Here is an 18,572-nt window from a genome sequence, read left to right as displayed (position 1 = left end):
TGCGTGCGCCGGATAAGAAAAAACCCCGCAAATTTGCGGGGTTTTTTTGTACTCGCTCGCGGCGCACGCCGCTCATGCGACGGCGCAGCTTCGCTTAGTCGCCGCCCGCTTGCGCGCTATCCAGCGAGCCATAGAACTTGACCTTCGAGCGGGCGCGCAACGCCTGGACATAGGCTTCAACCTCGGACTGCGCCTCGGCCTGAGCAATCTGCTGTTGCGCGGCGACCAGACGCTGCGGGTCGATCGGTGCACCCGGCACCACGGCATTCACGCGATATACCGCATAGCCCGCATCGCCCAGATCCACACCCACGTAAGCCGGCAATTTTTGCGCATCGGCCTTGTAGATTGCGCTCAGTGCCGCAGGCGGCAAGCCTTGTGCGTCGTTGCGCGAGACCTTCAGCGGCGCCGAGAAGCCGGTGCTTGCATTCGACTTCTGCAACTCGGCGAGTTTCGCGATGCCGTCCTTATGCGCCGACTCGTCCGCCTGAACGGCGATAACCTTCTGGCGCACCGCGTCCTTGACCGTGTCGAGCGGAGGCACGGCAGCCGGCTTGTAGTCGGTGACGTGAGCTGCGATCAACGTGTTGTTGCCGACATCGATAGCTTGCGTGTTGTTATGCGCCTGAACCGAGTCATTCGCAAACACGGCGCTCAGGAACTTGGCGTTGTTCAGCGGGCTGCCCGGCGGCAACGCTGCGTTCGGTTGCGGCGTCACCGTGGCGGTCTGGATCTGCAGCTTGTATTTGTCGGCTGCCGGTTGCAGGCTCTTGGCCTGCTCATACACCACCGACGTAAAGCCATCCGAATCGTCGCTGAATGCCTTGCCCGCCAGTTGCGTCTTCAGATCCTTCGCGATGGCGTCCTTCACCGTGTCGAACGGCTGCGTGACCGACGGCTTCACGTCCGTCGCCTTCAGGATCAGATAGCCCACGTCTGTCGGCACGACGTCGCTGATCTCGTCCTTCTTCAGCTTGAACGCGGCGTCGTCGAACGCCTGGCCGCCGGCCATCATGCCGCGGCCGAAGTAGCCGAGGTCGCCGCCCTTCGAGGCCGAAGCCGGGTCTTGCGAGCTCTGCTCAGCGACCTTCGCGAAGTCGTCCGGGTGCGCCTTGACTTGCGCCAGCAGCGCGTCCGCCCTCTGCTTCGCCTTGGTCTTGTCGTCCGCGCTTGCGTTCGGCGCAACCGCGACCAGGATCAGGCTCGCACGCATTTGCGCAGCGGTCTGATAGTGGGCGATGTTGTCGTCGTAGAACTTCTTCAGATCGGCATCCGTGGGTTGCAGACCTGCGGCCAGCGCCGCCGGCGACATCACCAGATACTGAATGGTGGCCGTAGCGGGCGTAGCGAAATCGTTGCGATGCGCGTCGTAGTAGGCCTGCAATTGCGCGTCAGTCGGCTGCACCTTTGCCACGTAGTCGTGAGGATTGAATGCCAGCCCCTGCACTTCGCGCTGCTGCTCGGCAAGCGCGGTCAGATTCTGTGCGAGCGTCTTCGACGTAAAGGCGCTGCCCTCGATGCTGCCCGGCAACTGCTGCGTGGCCAGCGTGTAGCGCACGCGCTCGTCATATTGATCGGGCGTCATGCCCTGCATGGCGAGCAGTTCCTTGTAGCGGTTCACATCGATGGAACCGTCAGGATTCTTGAGCGACGAGATGACCGGATCGCTCAGCAACGTGCGGCGCACCGCGTCGTCCGAGGCGGTCAGATGCAAACGCTGCGTTTCATCGGCCAGCACGCGCTGCTCGATCAGGCTGTCGAGCATTTCCTTGCGGCGCTCGGGCGTATCGAACATCTTCGCGTCGAACTGTCCACCGAGCATCTGGCGCGCTCGATCCAACTGCTGACGCATCGCGTCGTCGTACTCGGCCCGGGTGATCTTGTGACCGTTGACGCTGGCGACGTTTGCACTTTCGTCAAAGAAGCCACGGAAGCCTTGAATACCCACAAAACCCAACCCCGGTACGATGACCAGGATGAGCATGAACATCATCAGGCGTTTGTGATTGCGGAAGAAATCGAGCATGCGTTAAGGATGCCAAAAACGGAACGCCCGATCTTACAACAGCGGGCAATAAAAAAGGCGAACCGGAGTTCGCCTTTCAAGGATACTGGCGGAGTGGACGGGACTCGAACCCGCGACCCCCGGCGTGACAGGCCGGTATTCTAACCGACTGAACTACCACTCCTTATACAACTGTGTGCTGCTTGCCGAACCGGGAACTGGTGGGTGCTGAGAGGCTCGAACTCCCGACCTACGCCTTGTAAGGGCGCCGCTCTACCAACTGAGCTAAGCACCCGCTCCGCGATTCTGCCCGCTGCTTGATGTGGTGTCGCGCCTTCTGGCCTTTCAACTTCGGGTTTCTCAACCCCAAGCTTTCCAGCCTTTAAACCGCGCCACCCTGAAGCAGCAAGTCGATTAGTTTAGCGCATCTTTTAGCGCTTTGCCAGGCCTAAATTTCGGCACCTTGGCCGCCTTGATCTTGATCGCGGCACCCGTGCGCGGATTGCGACCGGTGCGCGCCGTACGCTTGCCGACCGCGAACGTACCGAAGCCGACCAGCGTCACCGAACCGCCCTTCTTCAAGGTCCCTTTGACGCCACCGATCACGGCATCAAGCGCACGCCCTGCCGCCGCTTTCGAAATGTCGGCTTGCTGTGCGATGTGATCGATCAATTCCGTTTTATTCATTCCAACCCCCGAGAATATTATTGGGCAATCGTAATGGCGCTTCGTAGCGCCAGGTACCAACGCGGCACGGCAAGGACGCCGAGCCAGCCAATTAGAATTGGCCGAAACCCTTGTGTCAAGCGGGGTTGCGCCGGATTAGCAGGCACTTCGGCGCACCATTTGATCACCAAATCTTGCAGTCGCTGAATACGGGGGTAACTCATCGATCGAGTCCAGCGATTTTTGGCCCAGAGAATGGGAAACCAAAGGCAAAACGCGAGGCGCCGCATATGGCGCATTCAGCCCGGATAACAAAAAACCCGCGGGCTATGCCGCGGGTTTTTTGTTGATGCGAAGACTGCGTACGGCAGGGACTCGCTTAATGCTTCACCACTTCCGTTGCGGCGTCTTTGCCGGCCTCCGCCGCGACCGGCGCAGCAGGCTTCGGCTCTTCGTCCGGCAACGGTTGCGGCACACGTTCGAGTGCAAGTTCGAGCACCTTGTCGATCCAACGGACCGGCACGATCTCGATTGCATTCTTCACGTTGTCCGGAATCTCCGTCAGATCCTTGGTGTTTTCTTCCGGAATCAGCACCAGCTTGATGCCGCCGCGATGCGCTGCGAGCAGCTTTTCCTTCAGGCCGCCGATCGGCAACACTTCACCACGCAGCGTGATTTCGCCCGTCATCGCGACATTGGCGCGCACCGGAATACCGGTCAGCACCGACACCAGCGCGGTCGTCATCGCGATACCGGCGGACGGACCGTCCTTCGGCGTCGCGCCTTCCGGCACGTGAATGTGAATGTCCTGCTTCTCGAACGCTTCGTCCTTGACACCCAGGCGGCGCGAGCGCGAACGGACCACCGTACGTGCCGCTTCGACGGATTCCTTCATCACGTCGCCAAGCGAACCCGTGCGAGTCACATTGCCCTTACCCGGCATCACCGCGGCTTCGATGGTCAGCAGATCGCCGCCCACTTCCGTCCACGCGAGACCCGTGACCTGGCCGACCTGGTTTTCCTTCGCTGCCAGACCGAAGTCGTACTTGCGCACGCCGAGGAAGGTGTCGAGATTGGTACCGTCGACCTTCACCGCGCCTTCTGCCTTCTTCAGCAGAAGCATCTTCACGACCTTGCGGCAGATCTTCGAGATTTCACGCTCGAGCGAACGCACGCCCGCTTCACGCGTGTAGTAACGAATGATGTCGCGGATCGCAGTTTCCGTGACGTCGACCTCGCCTTCCTTCAGGCCGTTGTTCTTCTTCTGCTTCGGCAACAGATAGCGTTGCGCGATGCTGACCTTCTCGTCTTCCGTATAACCCGACAGACGGATCACTTCCATCCGGTCGAGCAGCGGCGGCGGAATGTTCAGCGAGTTCGACGTCGCCACAAACATCACGTCCGACAGATCGAAGTCGACTTCGACGTAGTGGTCGGCGAACGTATGGTTCTGCTCCGGATCAAGCACTTCCAGCAATGCCGACGACGGGTCGCCGCGGAAATCCTGGCCCATCTTGTCGACTTCGTCGAGCAGGAAGAGCGGATTGCGCACGCCGACCTTGGTCAGGCTTTGCAGGATCTTGCCGGGCATCGAACCGATGTAGGTCCGGCGGTGGCCGCGAATCTCGGCCTCGTCGCGCACGCCACCGAGCGCCATACGCACGAACTTGCGATTCGTTGCGCGTGCAATCGATTGACCCAGCGACGTCTTGCCGACACCCGGAGGCCCAACGAGGCAGAGGATCGGCGCTTTCACCTTATCCACGCGTTGTTGGACAGCAAGATATTCGAGAATGCGTTCTTTGACTTTCTCGAGACCGAAGTGGTCTTCGTCGAGCACGCGTTCCGCATTCGAGAGGTCGTTGTTGACCTTGCTCTTCTTGCGCCACGGCAAGCCGATCAGCGTGTCGATGTAGTTGCGCACGACGGTGGCTTCCGCCGACATCGGCGACATTAGCTTGAGCTTCTTCAGCTCGGCGTCCGCCTTTTTCTTGGCTTCCTTCGGCATACGCGCGGCGGTGATGCGCTTCTCGAGTTCTTCGAGATCCGCACCCTCTTCGCCTTCGCCCAATTCCTTCTGGATGGCCTTGACCTGTTCGTTCAGGTAGTACTCGCGCTGGCTCTTCTCCATCTGGCGCTTCACGCGCCCGCGGATGCGCTTTTCCACCTGCAGGATGTCGATCTCGGCTTCGAGTTGCGCGAGCAGATGCTCGAGGCGCTCGATGACCGGGAACATCTCGAGGATGTGTTGCTTCTGATCGAGCTTGAGCGGCAGATGCGCGGCGATTGTGTCGGCCAGACGGCCGGCTTCGTCGATGCCCGAAAGCGAGGTCAGAATCTCCGGCGGGATCTTCTTGTTCAGCTTCACGTACTGGTCGAACTGCGACACGATCGCGCGGCGCAGCGCTTCAGTTTCAGCGCTGTCGGCGTGGTCGGGTTCGAGCGGCATGACTTCGCACGAAAACTGCGTTTCCTGCTCTTCGATCGAGAGCGTCTTCGCGCGCTGCAAGCCTTCGACGAGCACCTTCACGGTGCCATCCGGCAGCTTCAGCATTTGCAGGATGTTGGCAATACATCCTACTTCGTACATGTCCTTTTCGGTCGGCTCATCTTTCGCAGCCGTCTTCTGGGCGACGAGCATGATGTGCTTGCCGCCTTCCATCGCTGCTTCGAGAGCCTTGATCGACTTCGGGCGGCCTACGAAGAGCGGAATCACCATGTGCGGGAAAACGACTACATCACGCAGCGGGAGCAGCGGGAGCGTAGTGCGTTCCGGCGGAAGGAGTTGGGTTCCTGACATTTCATTTCCCCATGAGTGGTATCAGTTCGTTCGATAGGTGAGGCCTGCAAAAACGATTACAAGCCTCCGCGTGTGGGAAAAGTTCAGTGACTCCAAAGGAAACACAACCATCCTAACCCAAGATAAACAAAAAAGCCGTTCACGTTGCCATGAACGGCTTTTTTTGCAGAACTCGTCAAGCCGATCAATTCGAACCCGCGACCTTCGGCGCGTCTTCGTAGATCAGCAGCGGTTTGCCGTCGCCATCAATGACGTTGTCGTCAATGATGACCTTGCTAACGCCTTTCATGGCCGGCAATTCGTACATCACGTCCAGCAATGCCTGTTCCAGGATCGAACGCAGACCGCGCGCGCCCGTCTTGCGACGAATCGCCTTACGGGCCACCGCCTGCAACGCACCCGGACGAATCTCGAGCTCGACGCGTTCCATATTGAACAGCTTGTGATACTGCTTCACGAGCGCGTTCTTGGGTTCGACGAGAATCTTCATCAGTGCGGCTTCGTCGAGCTTGCCGAGCGTGGCGACCACCGGCAGACGGCCGATCAGTTCAGGGATCAAACCGAACTTGATCAGATCTTCCGGCTCCACTTCGCGCAGCACTTCGCCCGCATCGCGGTCCTGCTTGCTCTTGACGCTGGCGCCAAAGCCAATGCCGGTCTTTTCCGTACGGTCGACGATGACCTTTTCGAGGCCGTCGAACGCGCCACCGCAAATGAACAGAATATTGGTGGTGTCGACCTGGATGAAGTCCTGGTTCGGATGCTTACGGCCACCTTGCGGCGGCACCGACGCCATCGTGCCTTCAACCAGCTTCAGCAAGGCCTGCTGAACACCCTCGCCCGACACGTCGCGCGTGATGGACGGGTTATCCGACTTGCGGCTGATCTTGTCGATTTCGTCGATGTAGACAATGCCGCGCTGGGCCTTGTCGACTTCGTAGTTGCAGTTCTGCAGGAGCTTCTGAATGATGTTCTCGACGTCTTCGCCGACATAGCCGGCTTCCGTCAGCGTCGTTGCATCGGCAATGACGAACGGGACGTTCAGCAGGCGGGCGAGCGTCTGTGCGAGCAAGGTCTTGCCGGAACCGGTCGGGCCGATCAGCAGGATGTTGCTCTTCGACAGTTCGATTTCATCCTTCTTGTCGAGGTGCTTGAGACGCTTGTAGTGGTTGTAAACAGCCACTGCAAGAATCTTCTTCGCGCGTTCCTGCCCGATGACGTACTGGTCGAGAATTTCGCGGATTTCCTGCGGACTCGGCAGATCGGACTTGGACAAGCCCGCTTCAATGCCCGCACCTGCAGCCTCATCGCGAATGATTTCGTTGCACAGGTCGATACATTCATCGCAGATGAAGACCGACGGGCCTGCAATCAGCTTTTTGACTTCATGCTGGCTCTTGCCGCAGAACGAGCAATACAACAGCTTTTCGCTGTTAGAACCTTTTTTGTCCGCCATAGATGTGTGAGCCTCCGGACACTCGATTACATGATACGCCGTTTGCCCCTGCCTCGCAGTTGGGGCGAATGAGCAAAAGCAGTGACGGCGCTTGCCGCAGGCGTTTGGACGAATCTAATTATTTCACACCAAAAACGCGGTCGTTCTCGCCCTCAAAAAGGGCGAAAACGCGCCGGATCATGGACGCTTGTGCAGCACCTGGTCGACCAGACCGTACGCCTGAGCGTCATCGCCGGACATGAAATTGTCGCGGTCGGTGTCGCGCGCAATGCGTTCGACCGGCTGGCCCGTGTGATGGGAGAGCAGTTGGTTCAGCCGCTCCTTCAAGTACAGGATTTCACGTGCCTGGATCTCAATGTCCGACGCCTGACCGCGTGCGCCACCCAGCGGCTGGTGAATCATCACGCGTGCATTCGGCAGCGTGAAACGCTTGCCTTTCGCACCGGCCGCCAGCAGGAACGCACCCATGCTGGCCGCGAGGCCCATGCACAGTGTCGACACGTCCGGCTTGATGAACTGCATCGTATCGTAGATCGCCATCCCGGCCGAAACCGAACCGCCCGGGCTGTTGATGTAGAAGCTGATGTCCTTGTCCGGATTTTCGCTTTCCAGGAACAACAACTGCGCCACGACGAGGTTGGCCGTCTGGTCGTTCACTTCACCAACCAGAAACACCACACGCTCCTTCAGCAGACGCGAGTAGATGTCATACGAGCGCTCGCCACGGCCGCTCGTTTCCACGACGATCGGCACGAGTCCGAGCGCCTGCGCTTCGAGATCCCGCGACGACTGGGAGGTCAACGTGTCCAGCATTTGGGCGCGAAAAGTCATGCAATGGATCCTTGTCTGGGAATAGTTATTCGATGCCGGACAGGTGAGTACGACAGCGCCGTATTCAAGTGCGCAAAACCCAGCGCAACGCGATCAACACGGCGTTCCAGAAAAAAACGGCGTGCGGGCCGTCGCTCCGACAGCCGGCACGCCGTTGCAGCGACGCTTACGCTTGCGCCGTTGCGCTTGCCAGTTCTTCGAAGCTCACTTCCTTGTCCGTCACCTTGGCCTTGCCGAGGACGAAATCGACGACGTTGGCTTCCACGACGTACGCTTCCATTTCTGCAAGGCGCTGCTGGTTGGAATAATACCAGCGGACGACCTCCTTCGGGTCTTCGTAGCTTTTCGCGAATTCGTCGACTTCGGCACGAATCTGCTCCGGCTTCGCCTGCAGGTTGTTGGCCTTGACCAGCTCGGCCAGCACGAGGCCCAGCTTGACGCGACGCTCAGCCTGTTCCTTGAACATTTCTACCGGGATCGGCGCGTCGGCGGCGTTCGGCACGCCACGTTGCGTCAGGTCCTGACGCGCCATTTCGACGAGGCGCTGCTGGTCCTGTTCGACCAGGGCGTTCGGCACGTCCAGTTCGGAAATCTTCAGCAGCGCGTCCATCACCTGGTTCTTGACGATGGATTGCGTGCGGCGCTTCGCTTCGCGTTCGAGGTTGTCCTTGATCTCCGCGCGCATCTTGACCAGATCGCCGTCTTCGATACCGAGCGACTTGGCGAACTCAGCGTCGATTTCCGGCTGGTGCGGCCATTCGATCTTCTTCATCGTGATCGTGAACTGAGCCGTCTTGCCGGCCACGTCCTTGCCGTGATAGTCAGCCGGGAATGCCAGATCGAATTCCTTCGCTTCGCCGACCTTCAGGCCGAGCGCTGCTTTTTCGAATTCCGGCAGCATGCGGCCTTCGCCGAGCACGAACGCGAAATCGTCGGCGCTGCCGCCCTGGAACACTTCACCGTCAATCTTGCCGACGAAGTCGACCGTGACGCGGTCGCCGTCTTTCGCTGCGGTGTCCGCACCGCCGTCGCCGTGCTCGCCCGTTTCGCCACGTGCGTGGAAATGCACGCGCTGCTTGCGCAGGATGTCCAGCGTACGGTCGATTTCCGCTTCGCTGATGGTGGTCGTGGTGCGCTCGATCTCAGCCGTGGCGACGTCGCCCAGCTTGACTTCCGGGTAAACCTCGAAGGTCGCGTCGAAAGCGTAGTCGTTTTCTGCCGCGTCGGACTTCGGTGCGAAGCTCGGCTGGCCGGCTACGCGCAGGTTTTCAGCGCGGCTGATGTCGAAGAATTCCTTGCCGACCTTGTCGCTCAGCACTTCGGCTTCCACCTGGCCCGAATACTGTTGCGTGACCATCTTGAGCGGCACCTTGCCCGGGCGGAAACCCGGCATGCGCACGTTCTTCGCGAGTTGGCGGATACGCGAGTCCACTTCCTTCTGCACGGCGTCCTTCGGCAGGGAAATCGTTACGCGGCGTTCGAGCTTGCCGAGGTTTTCAACAACGTTAGCCATGGCTTCAATCGTCCTAAAATTATTCGAGCGAATCAGTTATCTTCTCGTGCTGCTTTTCGATGTCGCTTCGCTTCGAGCGTCACATCCATTCAGCGCCTGCGCCGCGGGCTTGCAGGCCACCGGCAGCACGGTTTGGGTCTAAAGAGCCGAATATTTTAGCAAACTATTCGCGCGCTTAGCCGGGATTCGATGGTTCGCGACCGTTTTTGTCCGCTTTCGGGTCGTTTTGGGGGTGCTTTGAGTCAACTTTGCGGCCCTCCTGGGATCGTTTGGGCGGCCTGCCGCCATCGCCGCCGAGGTTTGCCCGGGTCGCCGCGTTCGATGCCGGCTATGCCGTTCGACATATTCAGCCGCGCGCGGCATGCTGATAAGCTAGCGAACGCGTTCGGGCCCATGCCCGCCTGCACCGCCATCGCCTCGATTCCAACCATCCAGAGACACCATGCCGAACCCGTCGTCCGCGCCCATCGTCGTCATTGCTCCCGACTCTTTTAAAGGCTCGCTTAGCGCCGAACAGGTGGCGCTTGCCATTGCAACCGGCGTGACGCGCGCGCGGCCGGATGCCACGGTACGCATCTGCCCGATGGCCGACGGCGGCGAAGGCACGCTCGACGCCATGCTCACCGGCGGCGGCGAGCGCCGCGTGCTGACCGTGCGCGGCGCCGCGGGGCCGGTGCGCGAAGCGGCCACAGGCCTGCTCGCCGACGGCAGCGCGATTGTCGAGACGGCCGAGATTGTGGGCATTACCGACCCGGTCGGCATGGGCGTCCCGGTTGAAGCCCGCAGCTCGCGTGGCATGGGCGAGGCGATTCGCGCCCTGCTCGACGCCGGCGTGCGGCGCTTTTTCGTCGCGCTCGGCGGCAGCAGCACCAATGACGGCGGCGCGGGCCTGCTGGCCGGTCTCGGCGTGAAGCTGTTCGATGCCGAAGACCGGGAACTCGAGCCGACGCCGGAACAACTGGCCCGCCTCGCTCGCGTGGACGTATCGCAACTCGACGCGCGGCTTGCCGATGCATCGTTCGTCGGCATGTCCGACGTGGACAATCCGCTCACCGGCGAACACGGCGCCACCGCGGTCTTCGGGCCGCAAAAAGGCGTGCAGCCCGAGCAGATTGCAAGCGTCGACGCTGCCCTCGGCCGCTTCGCCGACCTGATCGAACCGGCGCTGCAGCGCACGGCGCGCAACCTGCCCGGCGCCGGCGCGGCCGGCGGCCTCGGTTTCGCGCTGCATATGCTCGGCGCGCAGTTCGAACCGGGCGCGGAGACGGTCGCACGGCTGATCGGTCTCGACGCCGCGCTCGCCGGAGCAGACTGGCTGATCACGGGCGAAGGCCGCTCCGACGTGCAGACGCTGCACGGCAAGGCGCCGTTCATCGCCTGCAGCCACGCGCGCGCCGCGGGCGTGCCGGCCACGCTATTGTCCGGCGGCGTCGACGCCGCCGCGCTGCCGCGCCTGTCCGAGCACTTCAGCGGCTGCTTCTCGCCGGCGCCCGGCCCGATCACGCTCGAAGTCGCGATCCGTGACGCGGCGCGGCTGCTCACTAACGAAGCCGAGCAACTGACGCGCCTGAAGTACGGCACGCGTTGACCCGTGCGGCGGTTGCGGCAACAATCACAGCGCCACTTCCGCCTCCACTCAAATTCGGGACGACCATGAAGGCCTCCGCCAAAGCCGGGCTCGAACAGTTTCTGACGTATCGCCTGCACGTCCTGAACAAGCTTGCCGAGCGCGGCATCGGCGAGCGCTACCAGGAAAAGCTCGGCGTGACCGTGCCGGAGGCGCGCGTGATTGCGTCGGTGGGATCGTTCGGGCCTTTTTCGATCATGGATCTGGCGCGGCACGCCAACCTCGACAAAAGCCAGGCCAGCCGCGCAGCCGAGGCGCTCATCAAGCAGGGGCTCGTGCAGCGCGAGGCCAGCGAAGAAGACGGGCGCGTCGTGCTGATTTCCCTGACGCCCGCAGGACGCGAGTTGTATCGCAAGGTCATGCCCGTCGCCCGCAAGTGGAACGCCGATCTGTTCGATTGCCTTGATGATGACGAGAAAGCGGCGTTCGGCGCGGCGCTCGACAAGATCATCGAGAGCGTGCAGACCCGCAGCGAGTAACGAGGGCCAACCCCGGAAGGCGGACCCCGGAAGACCAACCCCGCGAGCCAGTCCCATCAAGCAAAAAACCCCGCCAGTCATCGACTGGCGGGGTTCTCACAAATACATGGTGCGAGGAAGGGGACTCGAACCCCTACAATTCATTGTAGATAGTACTTAGCATATGCAATGCTGGCAAAAAGCTGTCAAACAAAGATTTCGGGCGACGCGCTAAACTGCGCTCCTTACCAAAAATATCGGAGAGACAATGTTGGGGGCCAATGCACCGCAGAGCCGCAACGTTATTCCATGGCTCGACAATATGCGGCTCGTCGCGATGATCGGCGTGCTGTCGTTCCACTTCTGGACCAATTTCCATCCACAGGTGCACAGTCTGCGCGAGATGTTCGCGACGACCACGCAGACGCTCGCCCTGCCGCTGCAACTCGGCTGGGAAGCCGACGACCTGTTCTTTCTGGTCAGCGGGCTAGGACTGGCCCTGTCGCTCGCTGGAAAGAAACCGGACTGGCTCTCCTTCTCGCTGAAGCGGTTCAAACGGATCTATGTGCCCTACTGGGTGGCAGTCGTGGCGATCTTCGCCTACCAGGGCGCCGCAGTGGCGGGCGGCACATGGGACCGGCCATTCGGCGGACCCTTCACGCAGCTAGATTGGGTCTGCAATTTCCTGTTGCTGCGCCAAAATGATTTCAATCCGTTTTCATCGCACTTCTGGTTCCTGTACAACCTCGTCGAGCTCTATGTCATTTTCCCGGCCTTGTACTGGCTGATCAACCGCTTCCGGGCGCTCGGGCTGGCTGGCCTGCTGATTTTCCATTCGTTGTGGGTACACCACCCGATCAGCACAGGGCCGTTCTCCGGTGCGTCGACAGTCATCTTCTGGATGGCCTCGTTCTGCATCGGCGTCTATGTGGGGATCAACTTGGGGGAGAACCGGGCGCGCACCGAGATGTGGTTGCGGCGTCTGCTTCCGCTCGGCGTAGTGATGTTCGCCGCCGGCACAGTGATGACGTTCAGGAAGCCTCTGGACCCGTTTGTGCACCCGCTGATCGGCGCTGGCGGACTTCTCATCGCCTACGCGATCTGCTCGCTACCGTGGCATCTGCCTAAGCTGACCGAGATCAGCTTCGAGACCTATCTGGTACACGCGCCGTTCCTGGGGTGGTACCGGCACTTCTTTGGATTTGTCGAGGATCCGAAGTGGGCGATCTACATTTTTTATATGGTAACGGTCGCGCTCATGGGCGCTGCGATCCACCACGTTTCCAATCGCCTGCTCGCCGGCGCCAAGGCGAAATCAGGCGCCAGATCATCAGAGCGCCTCAAGAGCGGCGGCCGTCGATCTGTACCCAACGTCAAATAGCTGTTTCCTCTCGGCGTAGGGCATCGTCTTGTCGAGGCTCTCCGCCGTACCAGTGTTTACCCGGATGATTTTCACCCCGCTCGCCTCGCCGTCCGAGATGTGCGCATCCTCGCTTGAGGAGAGCAACATGTCGATGAACCGCGGCAACGCTTTCACCAGCGAGTAATCCTCTGGCAGCAGAATCGACTCGTCCGACGACAGATCCACGCCAATGCGCAGCACGCCATCGCCGTTCGTCAGGATGTCGCTCGGCATGTTGTTGACCATGCCGCCGTCGAACAGAATCGCCTGGTCGAATATCACCGGATCGTAGATGCCGGGGATGCATGCGGACGCACGTGCCGCCAGCGCGATCGGGGTATCCGGGGTCAGCGAGTTGCTGAAAATGAACGGCTCTTTCGTGCCGATGTTAGACGCCATCACCTTCAGGCTCACGTCGAGTTGCTTGAACTCGATCCCGTGCGTCTTCTGGGTGAGGAAATCCAGGAGCGCGGCGCCGGACGACAACGACTTGGCGCGCACGAAGTTGAGCAGCGAGAACGACATCAGCGGCGCCCAGTCGAGCGTCAGCGCGATGCTCTTCATGACGTCGAGCGGCATATGCGTCGCGGCCAGAATCGCCACGATTGAGCCGCCGGACGTACCGGCGTACTCGACCGGCTCATACCCGGCATCAGCCACAGCGTGAAGTGCACCAACATGCGCAGGCAGAAGGAAGCCGGAACCAGACAGCGCGACGCGGATTGGCTTCATTTCGAAGCGGTCGGCGATGATGCAGCGGTGGCTGCGGCAGCAGATGCCGACGCGGCGATGCCGGGCTGCGAGGCGCAGAATACGCCATTCACGCCGGTTGCAACGCCTGCGATGGGGTTGGCTGTGGCCACGGCAGCAGCGCCAAGCGTCGGCTGCACGACATCGCATCCGGCGTTGATGAGCGTCGCCGTCTGGGCGAGATCGGTATCAAGCTGCTGTTGCGTCAAACCGCCGCAGGCGGTAAGTGCAGCAGCAGCGACAGAAATCATGATGAGCGTTTTCATGGTGCTTCCTTCAAGGGAACGGTCGGGAGGCCAGGCTTGGCCGGTTGCTGTGGAGCAAACTGCTGCAGCATCTGCATCAGTACGGCCAGGGGCACCTGCTGCTGGGGTCCCTGCAGATTCGTAATCGTGTGATATGCGCCGAGCGCGCCAAGCGCCCACTTGATCGACGAAATCAGATCTGCTGGATCCTGCTTGAACAGGTAGTCGAGGAGCGCCCAAAGGACGAACAGCGCCGCTGCAGCGGCGTATTTGAGATAGGTCTGGTTCATGCCGCCCCCGCGCGAAGGTTCGACGCGATGCGGCGCATCCAGCCATCCGCAAACGTTGGGTTATTGATGTCAGCCAGATAGTCGAGGCGGGCGGCGTCGAACAACAGCACGACACGCCGCGGATCCGCCGCCTTCACCGCCGCGATCGTGGCCGGCCCAATGTCACCATCCGGACGCACGCCGACGGCCTGCTGCAGCCATTGAGCTGGATGGCCGCCGTTGTACGCGGCGTCGAACACCTGGAATGCCACGCGGATGTCGTACTCGTCGCAGTGATATTTGTCCCAGTACTTCGCCTTCGCCAGCGACTGAGCCTGCTCGAGCGTCAGCTTCGCGATATCGAGGTCGGGGTAGCTGGCCGCGCTGATGCCGTACTTCGTGCCACGGCATGAGCCCACACCAACCCGGCCGCCTGTCCAGTTGCCCGGATCGAGAGGGTTGTTCTGGAAACCGCGCTCGACGTTCATGAGCACGGCAAAAGCGTCGGGGTAGCTATCCATGGTTGTTGCTCCTGTATTCAAGAAGCGTGTCCAGCTTGGTTTCAAACCGCGCCATCACAGCGAAGATGTTCGTCTCCATGCGCTCGACGCCCAGCAAGCGCGCGTATGTGTTGGCCACGTGGGTTTCGAATCGCAGGGAATCCTCCTTTTGCGCATGGACCTTCTCGGCGAGTCTGGCGAGCGCTTCGTGCGCTTCGCTCGCCGACTTCTGGGCGTTGTCGACGTGTCGCCAGATCAGCGTGCCCACGGCGCCGACGATCAGGACCAGCATCCCTGCGATGATCAACCCCCAGCCGCCGTCGAGCGTCATTTCTGGTTCTCCACAATGCGACGAGCTGCCTCAAGCAACTCCGGGTGCACGCGGTCGACTGGCGAGAAAAACTCGACCTTGATGATCCGGCCGTCCTCGCCATAGGTGTACGACTTCACCTGTGGGCAAAGGTCGCCGTGGACGTGTCCACAATAAGGACAACTGATTAGTCTGTCTATCGACATCTTACCCCCCCGAATAGTTGACCTACCGTCGCCTTTCCGCGCTTATAAAGCCGCTAAATGTCAAGGTGCTGCTGGTAAAGCCCGCCTGGCACACGAGATATATCGTGGTGGTCGACGCTATTCTTACGGGCGTAATTGGTGCCGCAATTATCTGATTCGAAGTTCCCGTGCTTGACAGACCGACCGTCTGCGCTGCATTGGTGATTCCGGTAACGACCGTCTGGTAAGTCGCCGATGCGCTGCTTATACCCGCAATAACATAGCTGACAGTAGTACCGCTCGCCGGGTTGGCCTGGCACAAGCCAGCAACATCCCACTGGCCGGCGGTGAGGCTGACACTTGCGCCATTCAGCGGCGTCCCGTTGGTGGCCGATGTGGTCAGGGCGCTACTTGATAGTATCTCGCCAACGCTCCCCGCGTTCGGCGCGTTGTTAGTAGTCGTCCCGACAATGCCGGCCGTCTGCGAAGGAGTAATAGCGCCAGAAGCAGCAATAGTCGTGAACGACCCAGGCGCCGGCGTTGTCCCGCCGATCGCCGGAGGCGCCGCGAGGTAGCTTGAGAATCCCGAGCCACTAATGGTGCTGCTCGCAGACAGCGTCGTAAAGGCACCCGTCGATGCAGTCGTCGCGCCGACCGAAGCGTTATTGACTGTGCCTCCCGTAATCGTTGGTGAACTGATCGCCGGGCTGGTGTTGTACACCACAAAGCCGGTGCCCGTTTCATCCGACAGGACCGTCGCCAGTTGCGCCGATGTGGTCGCAGCGAACTGCGCTAGCGTGCCCGCCGTCGTCGCCGAGCTCGCATAGCACGTGAAGCCGGTTCCTGATGTCCACTGAAGCGCGCTACTGGACGTGCTGCAGGTCGGCATGACAAAAGCCGTTGGGCTCGCCGCCGCGCCTGTGACATTCGCCAGCACCGTATTTGCGGCCTGAGCCGCGAGCGCGGAAGCTGACACGCTTCCCCATCCGGGCGCGCTCGACGCGCCAGCCGATAGCACCACCTGGCCGGCTGTCGATCCAGCCGGATTTAGCAACTGAACCGGATACAGCGACGCGCCGAACGTAGTCGAAGCAAACAGCAGGAGAAGCGCGGAGAGAATCCTTTTCATCGGTCGCCTCAATCAGTAATTTGGGTAATTTATTGCTTTCGTGACAGATACGCTGATTTGCGCGGTGCTGAAGATGACAGTTCCGCCGGTATTATTTTCGAACCGGAATGACACTGAGTTCGCAGCGGATACCCATGCAAACAATTTCACGCCCTGCAAGCTTTGCTGAAAACTGGCCTGCGCAAAATCGTTCGGCTCTGCACCATTGCATGTGAGGGTGCCGCCGGCTGATGCTCCGTTTGAGATAGAACTGGGGTTGAACGTCGTGTAAGCCTGGAACGATGGCGTGAGCACCGCAGTCGTTCCAAGGATGTTCTGCGGACCAATCTTGTTCCCTGAGAACGTGTTGATACCTACGTTCACTCCGTACACGCTGGAGTTGTAATCGGCATAGCCATAGTTCTGCGTCGGCGTACCTTGCGTGTCGATGCAGTTGTTGCCGAATACCGTGCTGTAATTTCCGTTAATTGACGAACTCGTGTATCGAGTCGTGATGCCATTGCCAGACACCTGGCCGTTGTTCAGGCAAGTGTTGGCCGAGATCACGCAATTCTGACCACCATTCGCGATGCCGTCGCCAGCATTGCCAGCGCATGTGTTAAATGCGATCGCAGTACGTGGAGCCCAGTTTTCGATGCCAAGGCACACAGTGTTGTTGACGTCGGTCCCGGATCCTCCGGAAGATATATTCCCGATGATCTTAAGATCAGAACAGTTGTTGTTCTGCTCGATCGTGATACCCGCACCAAACTGCCAGTTGTAAGTTTGGTTATAAGCGATCGTCGTGTACTGGGCGCTAATGTCCATGCCCGTGTTGTTGTGATAATTCGCCTCGATCAAGCCATTAAGGCAAGGGCCGGCTGACGTGGAAACCAACAGGCCCTGGTTCTGGCTACTTGACGCCGTGGTGCGCAGGAACTGGTTAGTTCGGAAGGTGAAGCGGTTGCCGCCGTTGTGCGAGATGGCGAATTTGAAGTTCCCAAGGAATACGCAACCCTCCACCGCATAGTTGTTCACCAGGCTGAAATTAAGCAGTCCGAGGTTTCCGGTGGCGGCCGTAAAATCGAATGTAATGTTAGATATCTTGAAACCTGAAATCGACGTCCCGTTGACAATGCCACTCGAACTTCCGAATGCGCCGGAAATCGCCTTTATGCTCGACAGACCATTTTGTGAGCCGATCCAATCAACATTGGATTTCTTCGTGACGCCCGTGGTGTTGACGATGAATGTCCCAAAGTCAAAATGGAGGGGACTAATTCCAGAGTTCTCGGCGGCCTGGATTGCAGCCGTGTCATCGGTTGCGCCATCACCTTTCGCACCAAACTGTCGAACGCTCACGCCGCCAGCACCAACCTCCATCAACCAGCAGCCACTGCCGACGCCAGACGCAATGATCGTGCCGCCGTTCGCCAGTGCCTGAGATGTCGTTGAACTGTAGTAGTACGGGCCACCACCACCGTCGCCGGCCGCATAGTAACCGGTCGCGAAAGCGCGGGTGTAGGTGGTCGGATTGAGCGCAGCCAATGCCGACACCGAATCGCAAACCCGGGCGAGGATATTGCCCCAGGCCAGTTGGGCATCGCCAACAGTGCCATTGGGCGGCACATCCAGCGAAAGAGTCGTTCCGCCAATGCACCAGATCTTGTCGACGCCCACCGGAATGACCGCGTTGAACGCCAAGACATTACCAGCGAGGCTGTACGTGTCGGGCGACTGCGCGATGCCAGCCATGACCACGGTGCCGAGATTTGCCTTGCTGCCGTACGACTGGCTCAGCGTGACGCTGTTCGATACGCCGGCGGTGAAATTCACGCCAGCGATGAACGGTCCTTCGATCGTCAGATTTCCCGCGCCAACGGACGCAGTAACCGGATAGGCCGCGGCGTTGCCGTTGGAATCGAAACCGGCCAGCATATTCGCACGAGCGGCAGCGGGCGGGTACACCAGGTTCGCTGGCGTGGATGCCAGAGGGACCTGAAGCGACAACTGGGTCTGCTCGGCCAGTTGCTGCGTTTGCATCGTCAGATAGTCAAGCGCGGCTTCCACAACGCTCGGATAATAGCCGCTCTGATTGACGAGATCGGTCAACTGCACGTAAGGCACCTCGCGCTGGATTGTCAGGCTTGTGCCGGATGCGATCGGACTACCCGTGAGGGGATATGTAACGGCGCCCCCATTCGACGTGCCAATGCCGGTAACCGAATAGGTCGATGGGGAAAGCTCGGTGACGTTTCCGTTGATGTCCGTGTAGGAGACGTTCAACTCAGACGCCGCCGGTACGGGAAACGAATAATTGAAGCTCGTCGTCAGGCCGTTGCCTTGGGCAACCGTCGTGTTCGACGTGGTCGAGATCGTCAAGGCAGCACCTGGAAGGGTTGCCTTGCGGTTGCGCGGCTGACAGCGTGGGTATGTGTGTCCGGCTA

General features: G+C 60.2%; 16 protein-coding genes and 2 tRNA genes. 3 read left to right on the top strand and 15 right to left on the bottom strand.

Annotated elements, in window-relative coordinates; genetic code table 11:
• Positions 1-94 precede the first annotated feature (94 nt).
• The 8 genes from BUS12_RS20395 to tig form a co-directional block, all read right to left on the bottom strand.
• Positions 95-2,026 (bottom strand): SurA N-terminal domain-containing protein, encoded by a 1,932-nt coding sequence (locus tag BUS12_RS20395; RefSeq protein WP_074298728.1) that lies wholly within the window; start codon positions 2,024-2,026, stop codon positions 95-97.
• Positions 2,027-2,112: 86 nt separating this feature from the next.
• A tRNA-Asp gene (locus BUS12_RS20390) sits at positions 2,113-2,189 on the bottom strand.
• A 35-nt stretch (positions 2,190-2,224) separates the two neighbouring features.
• A tRNA-Val gene (locus tag BUS12_RS20385) sits at positions 2,225-2,300 on the bottom strand.
• Between the two features lie 119 nt (positions 2,301-2,419).
• Positions 2,420-2,692, bottom strand: coding sequence for an HU family DNA-binding protein (locus tag BUS12_RS20380; RefSeq protein ID WP_007585907.1), 273 nt, complete (start codon positions 2,690-2,692; stop codon positions 2,420-2,422).
• A 358-nt stretch (positions 2,693-3,050) separates the two neighbouring features.
• Positions 3,051-5,471, bottom strand: coding sequence for an endopeptidase La (gene lon / locus BUS12_RS20375; protein WP_074298726.1), 2,421 nt, complete (start codon positions 5,469-5,471; stop codon positions 3,051-3,053).
• Positions 5,472-5,655: 184 nt separating this feature from the next.
• Complete coding sequence (gene clpX / locus BUS12_RS20370; RefSeq protein WP_074298724.1) at positions 5,656-6,927, bottom strand: ATP-dependent Clp protease ATP-binding subunit ClpX; 1,272 nt, start codon at positions 6,925-6,927, stop codon at positions 5,656-5,658.
• Positions 6,928-7,104: 177 nt separating this feature from the next.
• Positions 7,105-7,758: an ATP-dependent Clp endopeptidase proteolytic subunit ClpP gene (gene clpP, locus BUS12_RS20365; RefSeq protein WP_074264769.1), complete on the bottom strand. Its 654-nt coding sequence runs from the start codon at positions 7,756-7,758 to the stop codon at positions 7,105-7,107.
• A 166-nt stretch (positions 7,759-7,924) separates the two neighbouring features.
• A complete protein-coding gene (tig, locus tag BUS12_RS20360; RefSeq protein WP_074298722.1) occupies positions 7,925-9,271 on the bottom strand; it encodes a trigger factor in 1,347 nt (448 codons plus the stop codon).
• 442 nt (positions 9,272-9,713) lie between these two features.
• Here tig and BUS12_RS20355 point away from each other — a divergent pair, with 442 nt between their 5' ends.
• The 3 genes from BUS12_RS20355 (at position 9,714) to BUS12_RS20345 (ending at position 12,737) form a co-directional block, all read left to right on the top strand.
• On the top strand, positions 9,714-10,859 hold the full coding sequence (locus tag BUS12_RS20355) for a glycerate kinase (RefSeq protein ID WP_074298720.1): 1,146 nt from the start codon (positions 9,714-9,716) through the stop codon (positions 10,857-10,859).
• 65 nt (positions 10,860-10,924) lie between these two features.
• Positions 10,925-11,377: a MarR family winged helix-turn-helix transcriptional regulator gene (locus BUS12_RS20350; protein ID WP_074298718.1), complete on the top strand. Its 453-nt coding sequence runs from the start codon at positions 10,925-10,927 to the stop codon at positions 11,375-11,377.
• Positions 11,378-11,624: 247 nt separating this feature from the next.
• Positions 11,625-12,737, top strand: coding sequence for an acyltransferase family protein (locus BUS12_RS20345; protein ID WP_074298716.1), 1,113 nt, complete (start codon positions 11,625-11,627; stop codon positions 12,735-12,737).
• Here BUS12_RS20345 and BUS12_RS20340 read toward each other — a convergent pair.
• The 7 genes from BUS12_RS20340 to BUS12_RS20310 form a co-directional block, all read right to left on the bottom strand.
• The gene (locus BUS12_RS20340) at positions 12,687-13,490 is read right to left on the bottom strand and encodes a patatin-like phospholipase family protein (RefSeq protein WP_074298714.1); all 804 of its coding nucleotides are present in this window, start codon (positions 13,488-13,490) and stop codon (positions 12,687-12,689) included. The two genes, BUS12_RS20345 and BUS12_RS20340, sit on opposite strands and share 51 nt — an antisense overlap.
• On the bottom strand, positions 13,487-13,774 hold the full coding sequence (locus BUS12_RS20335; RefSeq protein ID WP_074298712.1) for a hypothetical protein: 288 nt from the start codon (positions 13,772-13,774) through the stop codon (positions 13,487-13,489). Before BUS12_RS20335 ends, BUS12_RS20340 begins: the two co-directional genes overlap by 4 nt.
• Positions 13,771-14,043: a hypothetical protein gene (locus BUS12_RS20330; RefSeq protein ID WP_074298710.1), complete on the bottom strand. Its 273-nt coding sequence runs from the start codon at positions 14,041-14,043 to the stop codon at positions 13,771-13,773. The genes BUS12_RS20335 and BUS12_RS20330 overlap by 4 nt, the downstream gene beginning before the upstream one ends.
• Positions 14,040-14,543: a glycoside hydrolase family 108 protein gene (locus BUS12_RS20325; protein WP_074298708.1), complete on the bottom strand. Its 504-nt coding sequence runs from the start codon at positions 14,541-14,543 to the stop codon at positions 14,040-14,042. The genes BUS12_RS20330 and BUS12_RS20325 overlap by 4 nt, the downstream gene beginning before the upstream one ends.
• On the bottom strand, positions 14,536-14,853 hold the full coding sequence (locus tag BUS12_RS20320) for a hypothetical protein (RefSeq protein ID WP_074298706.1): 318 nt from the start codon (positions 14,851-14,853) through the stop codon (positions 14,536-14,538). The genes BUS12_RS20325 and BUS12_RS20320 overlap by 8 nt, the downstream gene beginning before the upstream one ends.
• Positions 14,854-15,060: 207 nt before the next feature.
• Positions 15,061-16,146: a hypothetical protein gene (locus BUS12_RS20315; protein ID WP_074298704.1), complete on the bottom strand. Its 1,086-nt coding sequence runs from the start codon at positions 16,144-16,146 to the stop codon at positions 15,061-15,063.
• Positions 16,147-16,158: 12 nt separating this feature from the next.
• Positions 16,159-18,507, bottom strand: a complete 2,349-nt coding sequence (locus BUS12_RS20310) for a glycosyl hydrolase family 28-related protein (protein ID WP_074298703.1) — start codon at positions 18,505-18,507, stop codon at positions 16,159-16,161.
• Positions 18,508-18,572 lie beyond the last annotated feature (65 nt).

The sequence above is a fragment of the Paraburkholderia phenazinium genome (assembly GCF_900142845.1).
Classification (GTDB): domain Bacteria; phylum Pseudomonadota; class Gammaproteobacteria; order Burkholderiales; family Burkholderiaceae; genus Paraburkholderia; species Paraburkholderia phenazinium_A.
The sequence above is the reverse complement of the archived record's forward strand: the minus strand, read 5'-3'. Positions and strand labels throughout refer to the sequence as shown.